This is a genomic window from Chamaesiphon sp. GL140_3_metabinner_50 (assembly GCF_025361915.1).
Taxonomy (GTDB): Bacteria; Cyanobacteriota; Cyanobacteriia; order Cyanobacteriales; family Chamaesiphonaceae; genus Chamaesiphon.
Genome location: NZ_JANYJC010000362.1, coordinates 1 through 16,442, shown reverse-complemented (window position 1 = coordinate 16,442; position 16,442 = coordinate 1). Strand labels below are relative to the sequence as shown.

19 protein-coding genes are annotated in these 16,442 nt (G+C 45.1%); 14 read left to right on the top strand and 5 right to left on the bottom strand.

The annotated features are described in order from the left end of the window. Positions 1-302: 302 nt before the first annotated feature. The 5 genes from tkt to Q0R35_RS17815 all read left to right on the top strand — a co-directional run bounded on the left by tkt (position 303) and on the right by Q0R35_RS17815 (position 4,340). Positions 303-2,315 (top strand): transketolase, encoded by a 2,013-nt coding sequence (gene tkt, locus Q0R35_RS17835; RefSeq protein WP_295621604.1) that lies wholly within the window; start codon positions 303-305, stop codon positions 2,313-2,315. A gap of 170 nt (positions 2,316-2,485) precedes the next feature. Beyond that, a complete protein-coding gene (locus Q0R35_RS17830) occupies positions 2,486-2,794 on the top strand; it encodes a DUF2499 domain-containing protein (RefSeq protein ID WP_295621601.1) in 309 nt (102 codons plus the stop codon). Then, on the top strand, positions 2,791-3,108 hold the full coding sequence (locus tag Q0R35_RS17825; RefSeq protein ID WP_295621598.1) for a DUF3593 domain-containing protein: 318 nt from the start codon (positions 2,791-2,793) through the stop codon (positions 3,106-3,108). Before Q0R35_RS17830 ends, Q0R35_RS17825 begins: the two co-directional genes overlap by 4 nt. Before the next feature lie 167 nt (positions 3,109-3,275). After that, the gene (folK, locus tag Q0R35_RS17820; RefSeq protein WP_295621595.1) at positions 3,276-3,785 is read left to right on the top strand and encodes a 2-amino-4-hydroxy-6-hydroxymethyldihydropteridine diphosphokinase; all 510 of its coding nucleotides are present in this window, start codon (positions 3,276-3,278) and stop codon (positions 3,783-3,785) included. Between the two features lie 6 nt (positions 3,786-3,791). Next, complete coding sequence (locus tag Q0R35_RS17815; protein ID WP_295621592.1) at positions 3,792-4,340, top strand: NUDIX hydrolase; 549 nt, start codon at positions 3,792-3,794, stop codon at positions 4,338-4,340. Positions 4,341-4,400: 60 nt separating this feature from the next. Here Q0R35_RS17815 and Q0R35_RS17810 read toward each other — a convergent pair whose 3' ends face one another. After that, positions 4,401-4,679, bottom strand: coding sequence for a YiaA/YiaB family inner membrane protein (locus Q0R35_RS17810; protein ID WP_295621589.1), 279 nt, complete (start codon positions 4,677-4,679; stop codon positions 4,401-4,403). Positions 4,680-4,901: 222 nt separating this feature from the next. Between Q0R35_RS17810 and rimM the strand changes: the two genes are divergently transcribed. The 5 genes from rimM to Q0R35_RS17785 all read left to right on the top strand — a co-directional run bounded on the left by rimM (position 4,902) and on the right by Q0R35_RS17785 (position 9,754). Continuing rightward, positions 4,902-5,537, top strand: a complete 636-nt coding sequence (gene rimM, locus Q0R35_RS17805) for a ribosome maturation factor RimM (protein ID WP_295621586.1) — start codon at positions 4,902-4,904, stop codon at positions 5,535-5,537. A 255-nt stretch (positions 5,538-5,792) separates the two neighbouring features. Then, positions 5,793-6,785 carry a permease gene (locus tag Q0R35_RS17800; RefSeq protein ID WP_295621583.1) on the top strand — a complete coding sequence of 331 codons (993 nt, stop codon included), beginning with the start codon at positions 5,793-5,795 and terminating at the stop codon, positions 6,783-6,785. Between the two features lie 22 nt (positions 6,786-6,807). After that, a complete protein-coding gene (locus tag Q0R35_RS17795; RefSeq protein ID WP_295621580.1) occupies positions 6,808-7,539 on the top strand; it encodes a TIGR03943 family protein in 732 nt (243 codons plus the stop codon). 111 nt (positions 7,540-7,650) lie between these two features. Continuing rightward, positions 7,651-9,108, top strand: a complete 1,458-nt coding sequence (locus Q0R35_RS17790; RefSeq protein WP_295621577.1) for a hypothetical protein — start codon at positions 7,651-7,653, stop codon at positions 9,106-9,108. 31 nt (positions 9,109-9,139) lie between these two features. After that, positions 9,140-9,754 (top strand): class I SAM-dependent methyltransferase, encoded by a 615-nt coding sequence (locus Q0R35_RS17785; protein ID WP_295621573.1) that lies wholly within the window; start codon positions 9,140-9,142, stop codon positions 9,752-9,754. Between the two features lie 28 nt (positions 9,755-9,782). Here Q0R35_RS17785 and Q0R35_RS17780 read toward each other — a convergent pair whose 3' ends face one another. After that, on the bottom strand, positions 9,783-10,724 hold the full coding sequence (locus Q0R35_RS17780) for a DNA polymerase III subunit delta' (protein ID WP_366944939.1): 942 nt from the start codon (positions 10,722-10,724) through the stop codon (positions 9,783-9,785). Between Q0R35_RS17780 and Q0R35_RS17775 the strand changes: the two genes are divergently transcribed. The 3 genes from Q0R35_RS17775 (at position 10,719) to bioB (ending at position 13,303) form a co-directional block, all read left to right on the top strand. Next, positions 10,719-10,853 (top strand): hypothetical protein, encoded by a 135-nt coding sequence (locus tag Q0R35_RS17775; protein WP_295621567.1) that lies wholly within the window; start codon positions 10,719-10,721, stop codon positions 10,851-10,853. The two genes, Q0R35_RS17780 and Q0R35_RS17775, sit on opposite strands and share 6 nt — an antisense overlap. A 212-nt stretch (positions 10,854-11,065) precedes the next feature. Next, positions 11,066-12,016, top strand: a complete 951-nt coding sequence (locus tag Q0R35_RS17770) for a PleD family two-component system response regulator (protein WP_295621564.1) — start codon at positions 11,066-11,068, stop codon at positions 12,014-12,016. Positions 12,017-12,301: 285 nt separating this feature from the next. Next, entirely contained in the window at positions 12,302-13,303 is a 1,002-nt protein-coding gene (gene bioB / locus Q0R35_RS17765; protein ID WP_295621561.1) for a biotin synthase BioB, read from the top strand. An 87-nt stretch (positions 13,304-13,390) separates the two neighbouring features. Here bioB and Q0R35_RS17760 read toward each other — a convergent pair whose 3' ends face one another. Further along, positions 13,391-14,218 (bottom strand): hypothetical protein, encoded by an 828-nt coding sequence (locus Q0R35_RS17760; protein WP_295621558.1) that lies wholly within the window; start codon positions 14,216-14,218, stop codon positions 13,391-13,393. Positions 14,219-14,529: 311 nt separating this feature from the next. Continuing rightward, positions 14,530-15,705 (bottom strand): TRC40/GET3/ArsA family transport-energizing ATPase, encoded by a 1,176-nt coding sequence (locus tag Q0R35_RS17755; RefSeq protein ID WP_295621555.1) that lies wholly within the window; start codon positions 15,703-15,705, stop codon positions 14,530-14,532. On the opposite strand from Q0R35_RS17755, the gene Q0R35_RS17750 reads away from it, so the two are divergent. Beyond that, positions 15,704-15,829, top strand: coding sequence for a hypothetical protein (locus Q0R35_RS17750; protein WP_295621552.1), 126 nt, complete (start codon positions 15,704-15,706; stop codon positions 15,827-15,829). The genes Q0R35_RS17755 and Q0R35_RS17750 overlap by 2 nt on opposite strands. Here the strand turns inward: Q0R35_RS17750 and Q0R35_RS17745 are convergent. Further along, entirely contained in the window at positions 15,826-16,374 is a 549-nt protein-coding gene (locus Q0R35_RS17745; RefSeq protein WP_295621549.1) for an HD domain-containing protein, read from the bottom strand. The two genes, Q0R35_RS17750 and Q0R35_RS17745, sit on opposite strands and share 4 nt — an antisense overlap. Positions 16,375-16,442 lie beyond the last annotated feature (68 nt).

Genomic DNA, 16,442 nt, shown 5'->3' with positions numbered 1-16,442 from the left:
GACTACCTCACGCCTAGTAATACCAGATGCCAGCGGTAAATGGAAGGGATAGTGATGTTATGTAACAAAATTAGGTTTTAGGCTTTAGGGATAATGTTTCAGGCTTTAGGCTTTTAGTATTGCTAAAGGCGAGGCTACGCCAACGGACATAGCTCACTTACCAGCGTTAGTTTATGGGACGCAAGCGTTCTATGCCATCCCCTAAAGCCTAAAGCCCAAAACCTAAAGCCTAATCCTAAACCCCTTGCTCATCCATCCACCAAATGGGATGATGGGGAGAAATTGTTAAATTCATATATATTATGCCTGTAACCGCTCAATCCGTAGACCAACTCGCTATTAATTCAATTCGGTTTCTCGCTGTCGATGCGATCGAAAAAGCCAAATCTGGACATCCAGGTTTACCAATGGGTGCGGCTCCGATGGCTTACGTGTTATGGCAAAACTTCATGCGGTACAACCCCAAGAACCCCCAATGGTTCAACCGCGACAGGTTTGTATTGTCTGCCGGACATGGTTCGATGCTACAGTACGCGCTGCTGCACCTGACTGGTTACGATAGCGTCAGTATCGAAGACATCAAAAACTTCCGTCAGTGGGGTTCTAGCACTCCCGGACACCCCGAAAACTTTGAGACTGCGGGGATTGAAGTAACGACAGGCCCGCTCGGTCAAGGGATTGCTAACGGTGTGGGTTTGGCTGTCGCTGAAGCTCACTTGGCTGCTAAATTTAACAAACCCGATGCCAAAATCGTAGACCATTACACCTACGTCATCGTCGGCGATGGTTGTAATATGGAAGGCATTTCGGGCGAAGCAGCTTCGATCGCCGGACACTGGGGTTTAGGCAAGCTGATTGTCTTATACGATGATAACCATATCTCGATCGACGGATCGACTGATGTTGCCTTTACTGAAGATGTCTCCAAGCGGTTTGAAGCTTATGGCTGGCATACCATCCACGTTGAAGACGGCAACACCGACTTAGCCGCCATTTCGGCAGCATTAGAAGCAGCCAAGAAGGTTACCGACAAACCCACGATGATCAAGGTCACAACCATCATCGGTTACGGTTCCCCCAACAAATCCAACACCGCTGGCATTCACGGTGCTGCTCTAGGCGATGCCGAAATCAAACTTACCCGCGAAAACCTCGGCTGGGAACACGCTCCCTTTGAATTACCCGCCGATGCTGTCGCTCACATGCGCGAAGCGATCGATCGCGGTGCCAAAGCTGAAGGTGAATGGGAAGCTACGATGGCTACCTACAAATCCAAATATCCCACAGAAGCTGCCGAATTTGAAAGTTTGACCTCGCGCAAACTTCCCGACGGTTGGGATAGCGTCTTGCCTACCTACACCCCCGAAGATAAGGCTCTAGCTAGCCGCAAGCACTCCGAAAATTGCCTCAATAAACTGGCGACAGTTTTGCCAGGATTAATGGGCGGTTCGGCTGACTTAACGCACTCCAACCTCACCGAAATTAAAGAATCAGGCGACTTCCAAAAAGGCGAGTACCAAAATCGCAACGTCCACTTCGGCGTACGCGAACATGCGATGGGTGCCATTTGTAACGGTATGGCTCTCGACAACTCCGGTTTAATTCCTTACGGTGCAACCTTCCTGATCTTCACCGACTACATGCGTGCGGCAATTCGCCTCTCGGCATTATCTCAAGTCGGTGTACTCTGGGTAATGACTCACGATTCGATCGGGCAAGGTGAAGACGGTCCCACGCACCAACCGATCGAAACAATCGCCTCATTGCGCGCCATCCCTAACCTGACAGTTATTCGCCCCGCTGATGGTAACGAAACCTCTGGTGCGTATAAAGTCGCGATCGAAAAAGCCAGCCAGCAAGCTCCAACTCTGTTCGCATTATCCCGTCAAAACCTGCCCAACTTAGCCGGAACTTCGATCGCGGGTGTCGCTAAAGGTGCCTACACGATCGTGGACTCTCAAGGTACTCCCGACATCATTTTGATCGGCACAGGGTCTGAAGTCAGTTTGTGCGTCTCTGCCGCTGAGAAACTCACCGCTGAAGGCAAAAAAGTTCGCGTCGTCTCCATGCCTTCATGGGAACTATTCGACGAGCAAGATGCCGCCTACCAAGAATCTGTCTTCCCCAAAGCAGTTACCAAGCGCGTCGCTGTCGAAGCTGCTTGCAGCATGGGTTGGCACCGCTTCGTTGGTATGGATGGCGGTTTAGTTACTGTCGATCGTTTTGGTGCTTCGGCTCCTGGCGGCGTAGTGCTGGAAAAATACGGTTTCACTGTCGATAACGTTGTTGCTACTGCTAAGAAAGTTTTAGGTTAATCGCTGCGACAACTAAATTAAGGTAATTTCTGAGCATAATTATCCCCTAATATTGGGGATATTCTCGATCGGGAATCACCTAAGGTAATTAATTATTTACAGGCGAGCATGATGCTCGCCTTTTTCCTCGGTTAAACTAACAGTCTGACCACAAAATCGCACCTACATAAATGCACGTACTCTCAATTCCCACTTGGGTGATTCATGTTTCTAGCGTCATTGAGTGGATAACCGCAATTTGGCTAATTTGGCTCTATGCTGAAGCTAGTGGTAATTTGGCGTGGCGGAATCTTTCGTTTGGGATGTTACCCGCGTTGGTGAGTGCCATGTGTGCCTGTACTTGGCATTTCTTCGATAATACTTTGGCTCTAGAATGGTTGGTAACCCTCCAGGCTGCCATGACGGTGGTAGGTAATGCCACGATGTGTTTGGCTGCTTGGCAGATTAGTAAACAGTCAATCGTAAATAGTAAGATATGACACCTTCGCTAATTGAATCGATATTTTCTAAGGAATCATTGTTTGCAGTTTCCTTGTTTCCTTATTTAGGGTTTCTATGGTTTATGACCAAAAAAATTGAAACCCCGAAAATTGCCTTAATTGGTTTCTATCTAACTTTGGTATTTGTTGCCGTCACAATTCCCATTGGTGCATACGCGCAACTCGTTTTACATAAATCTTTAGCAGATGTCGATCTTTTACATGGTGGTGCCGAATTTTTTCTAACTCTTTCTAATATCACGATCGTGTTCGGGTTTGGTCGAGCATTGAGTAAGTTGAAAGTTGAGAGTTGAAAGTATAGCAGTCATAACTGATTTATGAGAATATCTTTCTTTCTCTCTGCGCTCTCTGTCTCGATCGCTTGTAAACCGTCGGGGAACAGAGGCGTGCGCAAATCGCTGCGTCTGTGCGGTTCAAAATACACAGATCTCAATTCTCACAAATAAAATAGGATTGCTATATGGGTAAATGTGCGATCGGATTGGGGAGTAATTTAGGCGATTCGCTGGCGATTTTGACTGGAGCGATCGATCGACTCAAAACACATCCACAGATCGAGTTAATCGCCGTTTCTAGCTGGTATATTACCGCTCCAGTTGGGCCACCTCAGCCAGATTATACAAACGCTTGTGCAACGCTTGAGACTAGTCTGACACCATTAGATTTATTGAATACTTTACACGCGATCGAAGCTGAATTTGGACGGGTGCGGCAAGAAGTATGGGGAGCGCGGACTCTCGATTTAGACTTATTACTATACGACAATCTAATTATCGATCTGTCTACCTTACAAATTCCTCATCCCCGCATGTGCGAACGAGCATTTGTGCTGATACCACTAGCTGAAATTGCCCTAAATTGGATCGAACCAAAATCTGGCGATTCGATCGCCACCCTCTGCAACAAGTTAGAATATTCAGGAGTTAAATTACTTAAACCTAAGACCCAAAACCTAACACCTAATACCTAAAAAAATATGCCACTCGGAAATGAACCTGCAAAACTTTTACAAAAAAAGCTGCACTATCAGGGACGCAAATTTAATTTTACAGTCGATCGCATCGAGTTACCTAATGGTGTAGTAGGAGACTGGGAATGCATTCACCATCCGGGGGGTGCGATGGCGGTACCGATTACGCCAGAGGGCAAATTAGTATTAGTAAAACAATATCGGTTTGCTACCCAAGGTCGAATTTTAGAGTTTCCCGCTGGGACATTAGAAGTAGGCGAAAGTCCAGCAACAACCATCGGTCGAGAAATTGAAGAAGAAACCGGATATCGGGCTAGCAAATGGCAAGATTTAGGTGAATTTTTTCTCGCACCTGGTTATTCTGACGAAATTATTTATGCTTTTTTGGCACAAGATTTAGAAAAACTAGCCGTTAGACCTGCGGGTGATGATGATGAAGATATTGAGGTAGTATTAATGACTCGATCGGAATTTGAAGCGGCTATTTATGCAGGCGAACCGATTGATGCTAAATCGATTGCTGCCTACTTCCTGGCGTGTAAGTATCTCGGATAGTGAATTGAGATCTACTATCCGAAAATGTGGTTGAAATTGAGTACGCTACTCAAGTTAAGATTACTTGAGTACGCCGTGCTGAGAAAGAATTTGCTCGACTTTAGCCTCTTCAATCTTCGAGGTTAATTTTGTCGATTCATGTAAGTCTCTTTGGGTTTTTGCCAAGGTAAAAGTCGAAGCTACCGAAAAGCCCAACCCCATCCCAATAAAACCTCTAACCCAGATATCACCGGGCATAAAAATAATGCCAGTAGTTGTCATTCCTACTGAGAGAATAAAAGATGCCCATGTTTGAAAAATCCAGGCGTTGCTATCTTTTTGAGTGCCGATCTGCTGCATGATACTTATTACCTAATTTTAAAGATTGCGGATTGATTTGTTTGTGTCGATGTGTCAATCTTAAACCGAATAAAAATCGATCGGGTTTTAGAGTGGACAGTTTTTTAACTGGCTCTAACCTATCGCGATCGGAGATTTGATAGAGTGGCGGTAGAAGTAAAGGCATTCGCGATCGAGCTTTGTGGTTTACCATAAAGAATGATTCTCCCTACCGACCGAGCAATGACCAATCCCCAGTCTCAGCCTACCTCCCAGATTGCCCCCAAACAGGCTCCACTAGTACCGCCCGATGGTTGGATGGAAATTGGTGCGATCGTCGGCGCACAAGGCATTAAGGGGGAAGTGAAGGTTAATCCCAACTCCGATTTTCCCGAACGATTCGAGCGTGCAGGCGAACGGTGGTTGTGGGGAAGTCAAGATCTCCAGCCGAGATCGGTTCAATTGCAAAAGGGGTATCAAATCCCTGGTAAAAACTTGTATGTAGTCAAACTAGATGGGATTACAGATCGATCGCAGGCGGAAAATCTGCGAGGACAAATGCTACTATTACCAACTACCGATCGACCGCGATTGCAACCAGGCGAATATCACAGTCAGGATTTGATCGGTTTGTCAGTATTTCATCAGGTGACTGGGTTGGAAGTTGGCGTAGTTGCCGATATTTTTACGGCTGGGCATGAAATTTTAGTGGTAAATGTCCCCACTGGCGATGGTAAAGTAGCGGAGGCGATGATTCCATTTGTCACAGCCATCGTCCCGGTTGTCGATCTTGCCAATCGGCGGATCGAAATTCTCCCCCCGCCTGGATTGTTGGAGTTATATTTACCTAATTCTAAATCGCAGCCAGAGGCGGATTAGCTTCAACGTTTCTCATCAGACTCGCTCCGAAAATCGGGCTGTGGAATTTAGGCTTTAGTCTCGTTCGAGATTAGCTTCGATCGGAGTTTTTAAAAATAAAACTGCTGCAACCCGCATTATGTCGTCAACCGCCGCGCCTCTTCTCTAAAACTTCCCCCCAGAATCGACTCGGAACAGGATGTGTAGAGCAATGGAATGGGAACATTCTAGAGCCGATCGTCAACAACAACCACAAAGCACTAACGAACGATCGAGATGGAACAGCTTAATAATGCATTTACGCTCTTTTTAAGCTTACTAGTAGAGGCAATTCCGTTCCTGCTGCTAGGAGTTTTATTATCGAGCGTACTGCTGATTTTTATCGACGAGCGGTGGTTGCTGGCTCATGTGCCCAAGAACCCTGTATTGGGAGCATTTACAGGTAGTTGTATCGGGTTTTTGTTTCCCGTCTGCGAGTGTGGAAATGTGCCTGTAGCGCGCAGGTTAATTATGCAGGGAGTACCGCTCCCGGTGGCGATTGGCTTTTTAATTGCCGCACCAACAGTCAATCCGATTGTGATTTGGTCTACTTGGATTGCGTTTCACGATCGACCGGAAATTGTGGTATTGCGAGTGTTATTCTCGTTAATTATCGCGACGGTAATTGGTTGTATTTTTAGTGTCCAAACCGATCTTAAAGCTATTTTACAACCTGCGATCGCATTAGGGAAAATTCGCGCCGAACCAAAATTTAGTAATACTGTCAGCCTGCTCGATGGTGGCGATTTTATGTTAGGCGGTGCGGGAATGGCAACAAAACGCATGACTCAAATGCCGATTCAGCAGCCCAGAAAATCGTGGCGGGCTAATGTTAATTTAGTAATCGATAATGTCGTCCAAGAGCTGCGAGAATTAGGCGGAGTTTTAATTTTGGGTAGTGCCGTAGCGGCAGCAATTCAAACGCTCACGCCCCGCGAACTCATTGTCAGTCTAGGATCGGGGCCGATTATCTCGATCGTCGTAATGATGATTTTAGCTGGCTCGATTTCAATTTGTTCGACAGTTGATTCTTTTTTCGCCCTTTCATTTGCAGCCACATTTACGAGCGGTTCGCTGTTGGCATTCCTCGTATTTGGGCCGATGTTCGATCTTAAAAGTATCGGGTTAATGTTATCGATATTTAAACCTAAAGCCATCTTTTACCTATTTGCGATCGCAACTCAACTTACCTTCTTATTGACCCTATTTGTGAACTTCCATGTCAGTTAATAACCCAACCACTCGCTCCATTATGCGTAAGTCGTTGTTAGATATTACGGCAATTACCACATGGGGAATTTTATTACTCAAATATGCGATCGATGGGACTTTATACATCCTCATCCATCCGAGTTATTATCTACTCGTTACCGTTACAGGCGGCTGTTTACTCGCAATTGGCTTATTTCAAAGCTGGCGACTGTATCGAGGTACCATTGCTAGCTCTGCCGAACTGCACAGCACCTTACTACCGCAAGGCTTCACCACAATGTTACTATTGGGTACCGCGATCGCCGGATTGATTATTACTCCCAAACTATTTACCAGTCACGCCGCCATCCAACGGGGAGTTTCTACCGAATCAGTCACCGTTACCCGCAGCAAAACTCAAGCCTTCCGCACTAACGTGCGATCGGACTCTAAAACCCTGGTAGATTGGGTACGCACGCTGAATAATTACCCCGAACCCGATGCATATTTAGGGCAAAAAGCCAATATCAATGGGTTCGTACTTTATCCCAAAGATCTCCCCGCCAATCATCTAATGCTATCGAGATTTGTGATTACCTGCTGTGCCGCAGATGCTTATCCCGTTTCGATTCCAGTCAAATTCACAGGCAATCTTCAATCCTATCCTCAAGATAGCTGGTTGCAAGTCAAAGGTAAAGCGATTGTCGAAACCTTCGCAGGTAGTCGTCGCCTAGTCATCGAAGCCACCGAACTCAAACCCATTTCCGCACCTAAAAATCCCTATCAGGAATAGGTTTTAGGTTTTAGGCTTTAGGCTTTAGAGGAACTGCGTTCCAAATTTTAAGTAGTCACACTCCTTACTCCTTACTTCTTACTTCTTACTCCTTACTTCTCCCCATCCCCCGTGAACCCCAGCAAACCGACACAACCGCTCGATCGCACTGCGATTATTTTCATGGCAGGATTAGCAATTGCTACCCTGATCTTACTGTGGAGTGGCGATCGGACATTGCCGCAAGTCCGTGATTTTAATTGGCAAAATCGAAAGATTGGTGCCGAAGATACCGCATTTACCCTAACATTCAATCGTCCGATCGATCGCGATGCGGTTGCCAAACAACTTCAAATTCAACCGCCGCTACCTGGAAAAATTAGCTGGGCGGGGTCTAGAATGGCTTATACGCTCACAAACCCAGCTCCGTATGGAAATTCGTATCGAGTCGATTTACAAGGCGTAAGAGAGACAATTGGCAAGGATAGCGGTAAAGAGATCGTGCCATTTCAGGGCAGATTTAAGACACCCGATCGAATGTTTGCTTATATTAGCAGTGGCGAAACCGAACGCGGTCGAATTGTAATTTACAATTTTAGAACTCAAAAACCGCAGCTAGTTACTCCTGAAAATTTAGTCGTTACCGATTTTAAAGTCGATAGTGCCAGTCAAACCATCGTTTTTACAGCCACCGATGCCAAGACGCTCCAAAACGGACAACCTGCGATCGCTTCTCAGCAAGTTTACAGCGTCACGACTGGAATTGCTCCCCGCGATCGCAATCTGCCAAGTAATCCGGCTGGTAAAGTCGAATTACTTCTCGATAATCGGGAATATCAAAACGTCAAATTCGATTTCTCAGCCGATGGGAATAAAGTAGTCGCGCAACGTGTCAGCCGCAAGAATCCTAGTGATTTTGCGTTGTGGGTAGTATCGCTAGATAAATCTACCGCTCCGACTAAATTAAAACAAAGTGGCGATTTTGTAATTACTCCCGATAGTACTCAAGTTGCCGCAGCAGTAGGCGAAGGAATCTCAATTTTTCCGATCGTACCGACACAAGGTAGCAATCTAGATTTTTTACCCAAATTTGGTAACGTGCTAAGTTTTGCCGCCGATGGCACTGCCGCCGCAATGGTGGAATATAATAGCGACTATACTAAGTCATTATTTTCAGTCGATAATCAAGGCATCGAACAGCAAATATTTAAGACAACTGGCTCGATTTGGGATGCCAAGTTTTCTCCAGATAAAAGCATTATTTACTGCTTGGCAACCGAACTCAAGACTAAGAATAATAACAGTCAAGAAGAACCATTTTTAGCCGCGATCGATCTCAAAACTAAAAAGATCTTATCGATGACTTTGTTACCGATTCAGCAAGGACTTCAGATGAGTTTGTCGCCAGATGGATTGGCACTAATGTTCGACCAAATCGACCTCGGCGAAAGCACCAACCAGATTATTCAAGGTAACAGTCATGGCATTTTATGGCTATTACCAATCCCACCTAATATTCGCGAACTTACTCAGCCTGTAACTGCCGATCGATTACCTATTTCTGGTTGGCATCCTCGCTGGCTCTCATGAAATTTAGATTTGACCGAATATTAGGATATTTATGAATATTTACTCACAGCTAATTTTCCCGAATTTAATCGACAAAGTGATGTCCGATCGAAGTTTTAGTGAATATCGTAAAACCGTACTTGCAGATGCAGTAGGCGATGTATTAGAAATTGGGTTTGGTACTGGTTTAAACTTAGCTTACTACCCGGCCAAGCAAGTCAATAATATTACTACTATCGACATTAATACGGGGATGAACAAACTAGCTCAAAAGCGGATTGCAGTTAGTCCGATTTCAGTCAATTTTCAAGTTTTAAATGGTGAAAACTTACCGATGGAAGATGATACTTTCGATACGGTTGTCAGTACCTGGACGTTGTGCAGTATCAAGAATCTAGATCGAGCGATCGCTGAAATTTATCGAGTCTTAAAACCTGGTGGTAAATTCTTATTTATCGAGCATGGATTGAGTAACGAACCAAATATTCAAACCTGGCAACACCGAATTACTCCCATTCAAAAATTCATCGGCGAAGGCTGTCATCTCGATCGCGATATTAAGAGAGCAATCTCTCAAGTATTCGATCGACTGGATATTAAGGAATTTTACGCACCCAATACGCCCAAAATTGGTGGCTATTTTTATCAAGGTGTCGCTATTAAATAGGAATCGATTAGCTGGAGATATCAACATATCAACCAATTTTCATCAGGGTGCATTCCCAAACTAATCGGGGTTGAACGTAGGCGAGTAAATGCGATCGGGTTTGTTCTAGTAGTTCGATAATTTGGGGATTGCGGTACTTTTCCCAATAGATATATTGCAAATAATCGACCAGCCATAATTGCTCGGTAGCATCTAAATCTCGATCGATCTGCTGGGCTAATTCTAGTCCCTGACGGCGGGTAAGTGGTAATTTGCTCGATCGATCGAGCAAGTCGGCGGGGAGGGTTTGGAACTGCTCCCAGATGGCGATCGCCGCACCAGGACTGCCTTGAGCTAGTCCGAGAATTTCGGGTCGAGTGAGAATTTCGGGTTTGCCGAGGTTGGTTAATACTTGCGCCATTAAAGTGCGATCTAGTCTTTGAAACGGGATCTGCTGACAGCGGGAGACGATTGTCGGTAACAGGGATTCAACGCTGGTGGCGACTACAATAATTGTCGCTTTTCCTGGCTCTTCTAGAGTCTTTAACAGGGCATTTGCGGCTCCTTCTGCCATTGTCTGCGCTTGTTCGATCGCAATCACAGATCTAGAGCCGAGTAATGGCGGACGCGATAAAAATCGACCGATGTCGCGAATTTGCTCGATCCGCAGTTGAGGAGGTGCTTTGCGTTTGACACCTGCGGCGGTGGCTTCAGCGGCGGAGAGGAGTTTTCCCTGGTGGCTATAGGTAGGTGCTACCCATAATACGTCGGGATGATTGCCTTGGCGGAGTTTTTGCTGAATTAATGCGCGATCTTGTTCGCCTGTGCCGTTGGTGAAGATTAGTTCGATAAAGCACCGTGCGGCGAGGCTTTTACCGATGCCATCCGCGCCATGGAATAGATATGCAGGTGCTAACCGTTGCTTGATAATCGATCGAGTCAACAGTTCGACAGCTTGGGTTTGTCCGAGTAAGGCAGAGCTAAATTGAATCAAATTTCCAGTTTCCAAACCGCACAGCACAATTGTACCATTAAATCCGATCGAGATGGAAGATGGGAGCTGGTAGAAATCAGTTGGCTGGCAAAAATCGAACATCGTACCTCAACTCAGCGACGCTGAGAAATAGCTGACAGATCGGAATCAACTCCCATCTCCCATCTCCCATCTCCTCTAAAGAAATAACTAAATTAGTGCGACTATCTTCGTACTTCATGGGTACACTATGGTGAAGGTACTATCGGAGTAGACTTAGCCATTTAAATCATCGCCAATCTCAAGAGACACACTACACCAGTACAGTATATGAACGAGCGTTTACGCGACAAGTTAATATGAACGCGACTGAACCCCCATTTCAACGAATTTTACTAGTTGATGACGATCTGGTCGTTCGAGCTAAGGTTAGTGAGTCATTACAAGAGGATGGTTTTGAAGTTATCCTGGCCAAAAATGGTCATGATGGAATTGCGGCGTATCAAGAACATCACCCCGATTTGATTCTTGTCGATGCGGTGATGCCAATTTTAGATGGCTTTGAATTTTGCGAACAGCTTAAAAATTTGGGCGAACGACTGACCCCAATTTTAATGATTACATCATTAGATGATGATGATTCTGTCGATCGAGCTTTTGCTTCAGGGGCGACTGATTATATTACTAAACCGATTAATTTACCGATTCTCCGCCAGCGAGTCAGAAATCTAGTTCGTCAGTCGCATTTAATTAAAAATCAATTAAACGAACTTCAAAAAGCAAACCAGAATTTACAACTTTTAGCTAATTTAGATAGTTTGACTAAATTAGCTAATCGGCGGGGTTTTGATGAGTATATTCAGAAGGAATGGGATCGGATGCAGCGGATTGCTGCTCCGTTATCTTTGATTATGTGCGATGTCGATTTTTTTAAGAATTATAACGATCGGTATTTACATCCTAATGGCGATAAATGCTTAATTAAAGTAGCGATGGCAATGCGAAAAGCCATCCGACGTAGTGGCGACTTAGTAGCGCGGTATGGTGGTGAAGAATTTGCGATCGTGCTACCCAATACCGATGCTTTAGGTGCGATTTCTGTGGCTGAAAATATTCGCTCGTCGATTAGAAATTTGCAAATTACCCACGAAGCTTCGGCTGTTTGTCCTTATGTGACCATTAGCGTGGGGGTATCAACAATTATTCCCAATCGGGAGAATGATTTTCAAACCTTAATTCATGCTGCCGATCGAGCCTTGTATCAAGCTAAATCTCAAGGACGCGATCGGGTGACAATGTTGGTGGCTTAATTAACTTCGTTGGCTTCGAGATTTTGTGCGATCGCCATAACTTATTTAATAATACTGCTTGTAATTATTTTATATTGTTGTAACGGCTATGTGTCAATAATCTCGTTTGGATCCGGTTTGGCGTGACTTTGCAATCGCGATCGCATCGGTTCCGGATAGTGACTAACAGCTCGACAGCTAAAACTTCACGAAAATTCAGAACTTTCGCAAACTTAGCTGGTCGATCGGTCATCTCTGATGCGATAATGAGCGATCGCTCAACATTTAGAAAAGACCGTAAGTTCCATGTTATTGACAATACCCACCTGGAATAGCCTTGCAGATCGATCTTTAGCAGGGGAGATATTAACCAGGGATGAGAGCCTTGCTGTACTTCAGGCAAAAGATGAGGTGTTGCTAGAGCAAATCGCCGCAGCTTATCGGGTGCGCCGTCACTACTGGAGCAATCGCGTCAGGCTCCATTATTTGTTAAACGCGCAGAGCGGTTTGTGTCCAGAAGATTGTCATTATTGCTCGCAGTCGAAAATTTCTACTGCCGAAATCGAAAAATATCCCCTGATGGCGCAGTCGAAAATTCTCGAAGCAGCCAAACGCGCCGCCGAACTTCAGGCGGGGACTTTTTGCATGGTAATTTCCGGTCGATCGCCAAATGAAGCGACTTTTGGTAAAGTATTAGATGCCGTACGCGAAGTAAAGGCGAATTACGATCTGAAAGTTTGCGCTTGTCTGGGCTTATTAAGTGAGGAACAAACCCACCGCCTCGCCGAAGCTGGAGTCGATCGAGTCAATCATAACCTCAATACCTCCGCATCTAACCACGATCGGATCGCGACGACCCACACTTATACCGATCGAGTTGAGACTGTTAAAAATGTCCGTGCTGCGGGAATTACGACCTGTTCTGGCGGCATTTTGGGGATGGGGGAGTCAAATGATGATGTTATCGATTTAGCCCTATCCCTGCGCGAATTAGGCGTGACTAGCGTCCCGATCAATTTCCTGATTCCAATTCCTGGCACTAAGTTTGCAGATGTTAAGCAATTAACACCGCAACAATGTTTGCGGATGTTGTGTTTATTCCGGTTCTTATTACCTTCCCAAGAAATTCGGATTGCTGGCGGGCGTGAAGTGCATTTGCGATCGCTTCAACCGTTAGGATTATATGTGGCAAATTCAATTTTTGTCGGCGATTATCTCACGACACCCGGACAATCGGCAACTCAAGATTGGGATACAATTGCCGATTTGGGCTTTGTATTAGAAGCTGCGGATGGTTCGCCGATTTAGTCTATAAAGTCCCCGCTACATCCCCGACTTCTCTAAGAAGTCGGGGATGTGTCTGCGCGAGTGTCTTCAGTTTTTCGAGCAAACGTTTTAGAATCCGTAAGAAAGTCCGATCGATAATACGGGATAAATATTAAACCCTTTGAGATCGTTTTCGGTTTGACGAGCTTGATTATCGAGTTGTGCGCGAGTAATGGGATTGTTATTAAAAGCTGAATTGCTGGCTGTTAAAGAGACTTTAGGCGAACCCGCAAACATTACACCCAAATCTGCATTGAATCCGAAACCTTCATTGCTAGATTTCCCAATCCCGATGCCGATATAAGGCGCGATCGAGTTACCATACTTATATTCACCGCTGAGCGTACCGACGTTACTGGCTGAAAATTGATTGCCATCAATCGTATAAACACCATTATTACTGGGTTTACCAGTTACGGCAAAGCGATTATTTTGAGCCACTAAGCCGCCAGTAATTCGGAAACCGCTGCTAGTAAATGGGTAGTAATCGCCCACTAACTGAATGCTGCTAAAGTTTAACTGTGCATCGTAATTAACACCGCTATCGGTACGATTGGCACTAATATTCCCAAAGTTAAAACCCAGCCTAGCGTCGAACTGTGGTGTCAATGATTTGGCTACCTCTACACCGATACCGAGCGTACCGACTTTTGCGCTCACACCGATTCCTGCCGATTCCTTAGTATTAGTCGAACTTTGCGAAACCGCCATCCGTTTGGTCGGCAATGCTGGAATAATTGGATCGAGACCGATATCTAATCCTAGTCCTGGTTTAGGTGTCTGTCGATCGATAATGGCGATAGTTTCCCCGGCGGTAGCCGAATCGATGGCGAACGCATTTAAAAGCAAGATTCCGATCGAAATCGCAATCGGGCGGCAGTATTTAAGATATGACATTAAGGATTACCTCCACTGATTCTACACTCAATTAAATTGGGTAGTATATTCGTAGCAATCGCCAGTTGCTTATTAATATACTACCCAGCTAATCGATCTAAATTGCAATTCCGGTAAAAACTACCCAAAATTAGTTCGATCGATCTCAGATGATGTCTGAAAAGATTTTTTGATATGTATCGTAGATCTCAATCCCCCTAAATCCCCCTTAGAAAGGGGGACTTCCGGATCCGGTTTCCCCCCTTTTTAAGGGGGGCTAGGGGGGATTTCTAGGGTTTAAGCTCAAAAGAATTGACTTTTCAGATACCCTCTCAAGAAAATTTAATTTTGAGATAATCCTCATCCATCTTCGCACCAGTCGGCTGAAGTGCCGCTAGAGCCTGGGGTAGCACAATATTTCGACGATGGTTGCCAATCCGGATATTTAACTCATCTCCAGTTTTATTGAGCTGAATTTGGTCTTTGGCAATTCCGGGGAGATACAGCTCTAAACTGTAGAGACTATTTCCTTCTTGTACAATTCTCGTCGTCGTTTCCTTATAGTAAACCTGACTGGGATCTTCATCGGCATAGAGAGTTTCTTTCAACCGATCTAATGCTTCGAGACCACATAATTCTTCGGTATATAGTGGTACCTCTTTCACTGGCAATGGATGAAAATTCTCGTGAATTTCGAGGCGATACTTTTCTTGATTTTCTTTCCAAGTTTTAAAGAACGGATCGGTAACGGTTTCAGGAATAATCCGGTTAGCAATAACCAAATCTGTAGACACATTATACAGACTCAAATAAGCATGAGCGCGCAGCGATTCTTTAATTACCATCTTTTCAGGATTAGTAACTAACCGTACCGAAGATACAGTATTATCCATCAAAATCTTCTGTAATGCCTCGATTTGCTCGTAAAATTCATAAGGTGCGTCCATCACTTCCTTATTCGGCAAAGAGAAACCCGCAATCGGTCTGAAGAATGGCTCTACTAACGGTCTGAGCGCGACAGAAACCGCTTGTAACGGCTTATAAAACTTCCGCATGTACCAGCCACCAACTTCAGGCAAACTCAGCAGTCTCAGGGCAGTCCCGGTGGGTGCAGAGTCAATAATCAACACATCATAAATACCTTCATCAAAGTGCCGCTTCATCCGCACCAGTCCGAAGATCTCATCCATCCCTGGTAAAATCGCTAGTTCCTCAGCCTGTACCCCTTCCATCCCTCGCGCTTGCAATACGTCGGTAATATAGCGTTTTACCGCACCCCAATTACCTTCTAACTCCTTGAGTGCATCCAATTCCGCACCCCACAAATTGGGACGAACTTCACGCGGATCGTGTCCCATTTCCATATCGAAGCTATCTGCTAGCGAGTGAGCGGGATCGGTACTTAGTACGAGGGTACGATGCCCTAGTTCGGCACATCGCAAGCCAGTAGCCGCCGCGACAGAGGTTTTACCTACGCCACCTTTGCCAGTCATTAAAATTAAACGCATGTTCTCTATGTTTTGTCCGAGTAATTTTTGGCGCAGCCTCTCTGGTGAGAACATCGCTAGTATCGATCTTAGCGGTTTTTGCGCTGACGAGCTATGTTCGGGGATCGCTAAAGATCGGGTTTAAATTATCACAGTAAGACTCCGAGCGAGTCTCAAATCGCCACTCGCGGCAATTTCTTCAAATTTATCATCTAAACAGCCAAACACATCCCAGTAATCTTTACCGAGCATCCGAGCAACTTTGCCAATTACCCGATCTTCGAGTTCGCGATTGCGTTTGCCTTTCCACAAATTATCGGCAAGTGCGACGATTAGTTCTTCAAAGCTACATTCTAGCTGTTGCCATTGTCCGTGAGATCGACAGCAACGCGCAATTTTCGGATCGACACCCTGTTCTAGTAATAGTATTTCGCCTGCGATTTCATGTCGATTTCCTTTCTCGACAAATTCGGAAGGATGTAATATTTTGCCAGTGTCGTGAAAAGCCACACCCAATCTAATCCAATCTGAGTCGAAGTCAAGATAAAACTGTTGGAACTGTAAGATTAGCATTTCGGCTGCTTCGCCAACTAATTTTACATGCTGAATTAAATGGGGTGGCGCACCCAATTCTTGCAGGAATTCATAAGCAGTTTGGACAGATTTAAAAGTTTTATATAATTGCTCCATTTTTGAGTATCGCCACTACTTACATGCTAATTTTTATGTTCGATCGCCACATATTCACAGTAGGGGCA

Excerpts from the sequence above, each read along its gene's own strand:
- folK (WP_295621595.1), top strand. The coding sequence starts at position 3,276 with ATGGGTAAATGTGCGATCGGATTGGGGAGTAATTTAGGCGATTCGCTG.
- Q0R35_RS17800 (WP_295621583.1), top strand. The coding sequence starts at position 5,793 with ATGGAACAGCTTAATAATGCATTTACGCTCTTTTTAAGCTTACTAGTA.
- rimM (WP_295621586.1), top strand. The coding sequence starts at position 4,902 with ATGACCAATCCCCAGTCTCAGCCTACCTCCCAGATTGCCCCCAAACAG.
- Q0R35_RS17760 (WP_295621558.1), bottom strand. The coding sequence starts at position 14,218 with ATGTCATATCTTAAATACTGCCGCCCGATTGCGATTTCGATCGGAATC.
- Q0R35_RS17750 (WP_295621552.1), top strand. The coding sequence starts at position 15,704 with ATGTTCTCTATGTTTTGTCCGAGTAATTTTTGGCGCAGCCTCTCTGGT.
- Q0R35_RS17785 (WP_295621573.1), top strand. The coding sequence starts at position 9,140 with ATGAATATTTACTCACAGCTAATTTTCCCGAATTTAATCGACAAAGTG.
- Q0R35_RS17825 (WP_295621598.1), top strand. The coding sequence starts at position 2,791 with ATGACACCTTCGCTAATTGAATCGATATTTTCTAAGGAATCATTGTTT.
- bioB (WP_295621561.1), top strand. The coding sequence starts at position 12,302 with ATGTTATTGACAATACCCACCTGGAATAGCCTTGCAGATCGATCTTTA.
- Q0R35_RS17745 (WP_295621549.1), bottom strand. The coding sequence starts at position 16,374 with ATGGAGCAATTATATAAAACTTTTAAATCTGTCCAAACTGCTTATGAA.
- Q0R35_RS17755 (WP_295621555.1), bottom strand. The coding sequence starts at position 15,705 with ATGCGTTTAATTTTAATGACTGGCAAAGGTGGCGTAGGTAAAACCTCT.
- Q0R35_RS17770 (WP_295621564.1), top strand. The coding sequence starts at position 11,066 with ATGAACGCGACTGAACCCCCATTTCAACGAATTTTACTAGTTGATGAC.
- Q0R35_RS17815 (WP_295621592.1), top strand. The coding sequence starts at position 3,792 with ATGCCACTCGGAAATGAACCTGCAAAACTTTTACAAAAAAAGCTGCAC.
- Q0R35_RS17830 (WP_295621601.1), top strand. The coding sequence starts at position 2,486 with ATGCACGTACTCTCAATTCCCACTTGGGTGATTCATGTTTCTAGCGTC.
- Q0R35_RS17810 (WP_295621589.1), bottom strand. The coding sequence starts at position 4,679 with ATGCAGCAGATCGGCACTCAAAAAGATAGCAACGCCTGGATTTTTCAA.
- Q0R35_RS17795 (WP_295621580.1), top strand. The coding sequence starts at position 6,808 with ATGCGTAAGTCGTTGTTAGATATTACGGCAATTACCACATGGGGAATT.
- tkt (WP_295621604.1), top strand. The coding sequence starts at position 303 with ATGCCTGTAACCGCTCAATCCGTAGACCAACTCGCTATTAATTCAATT.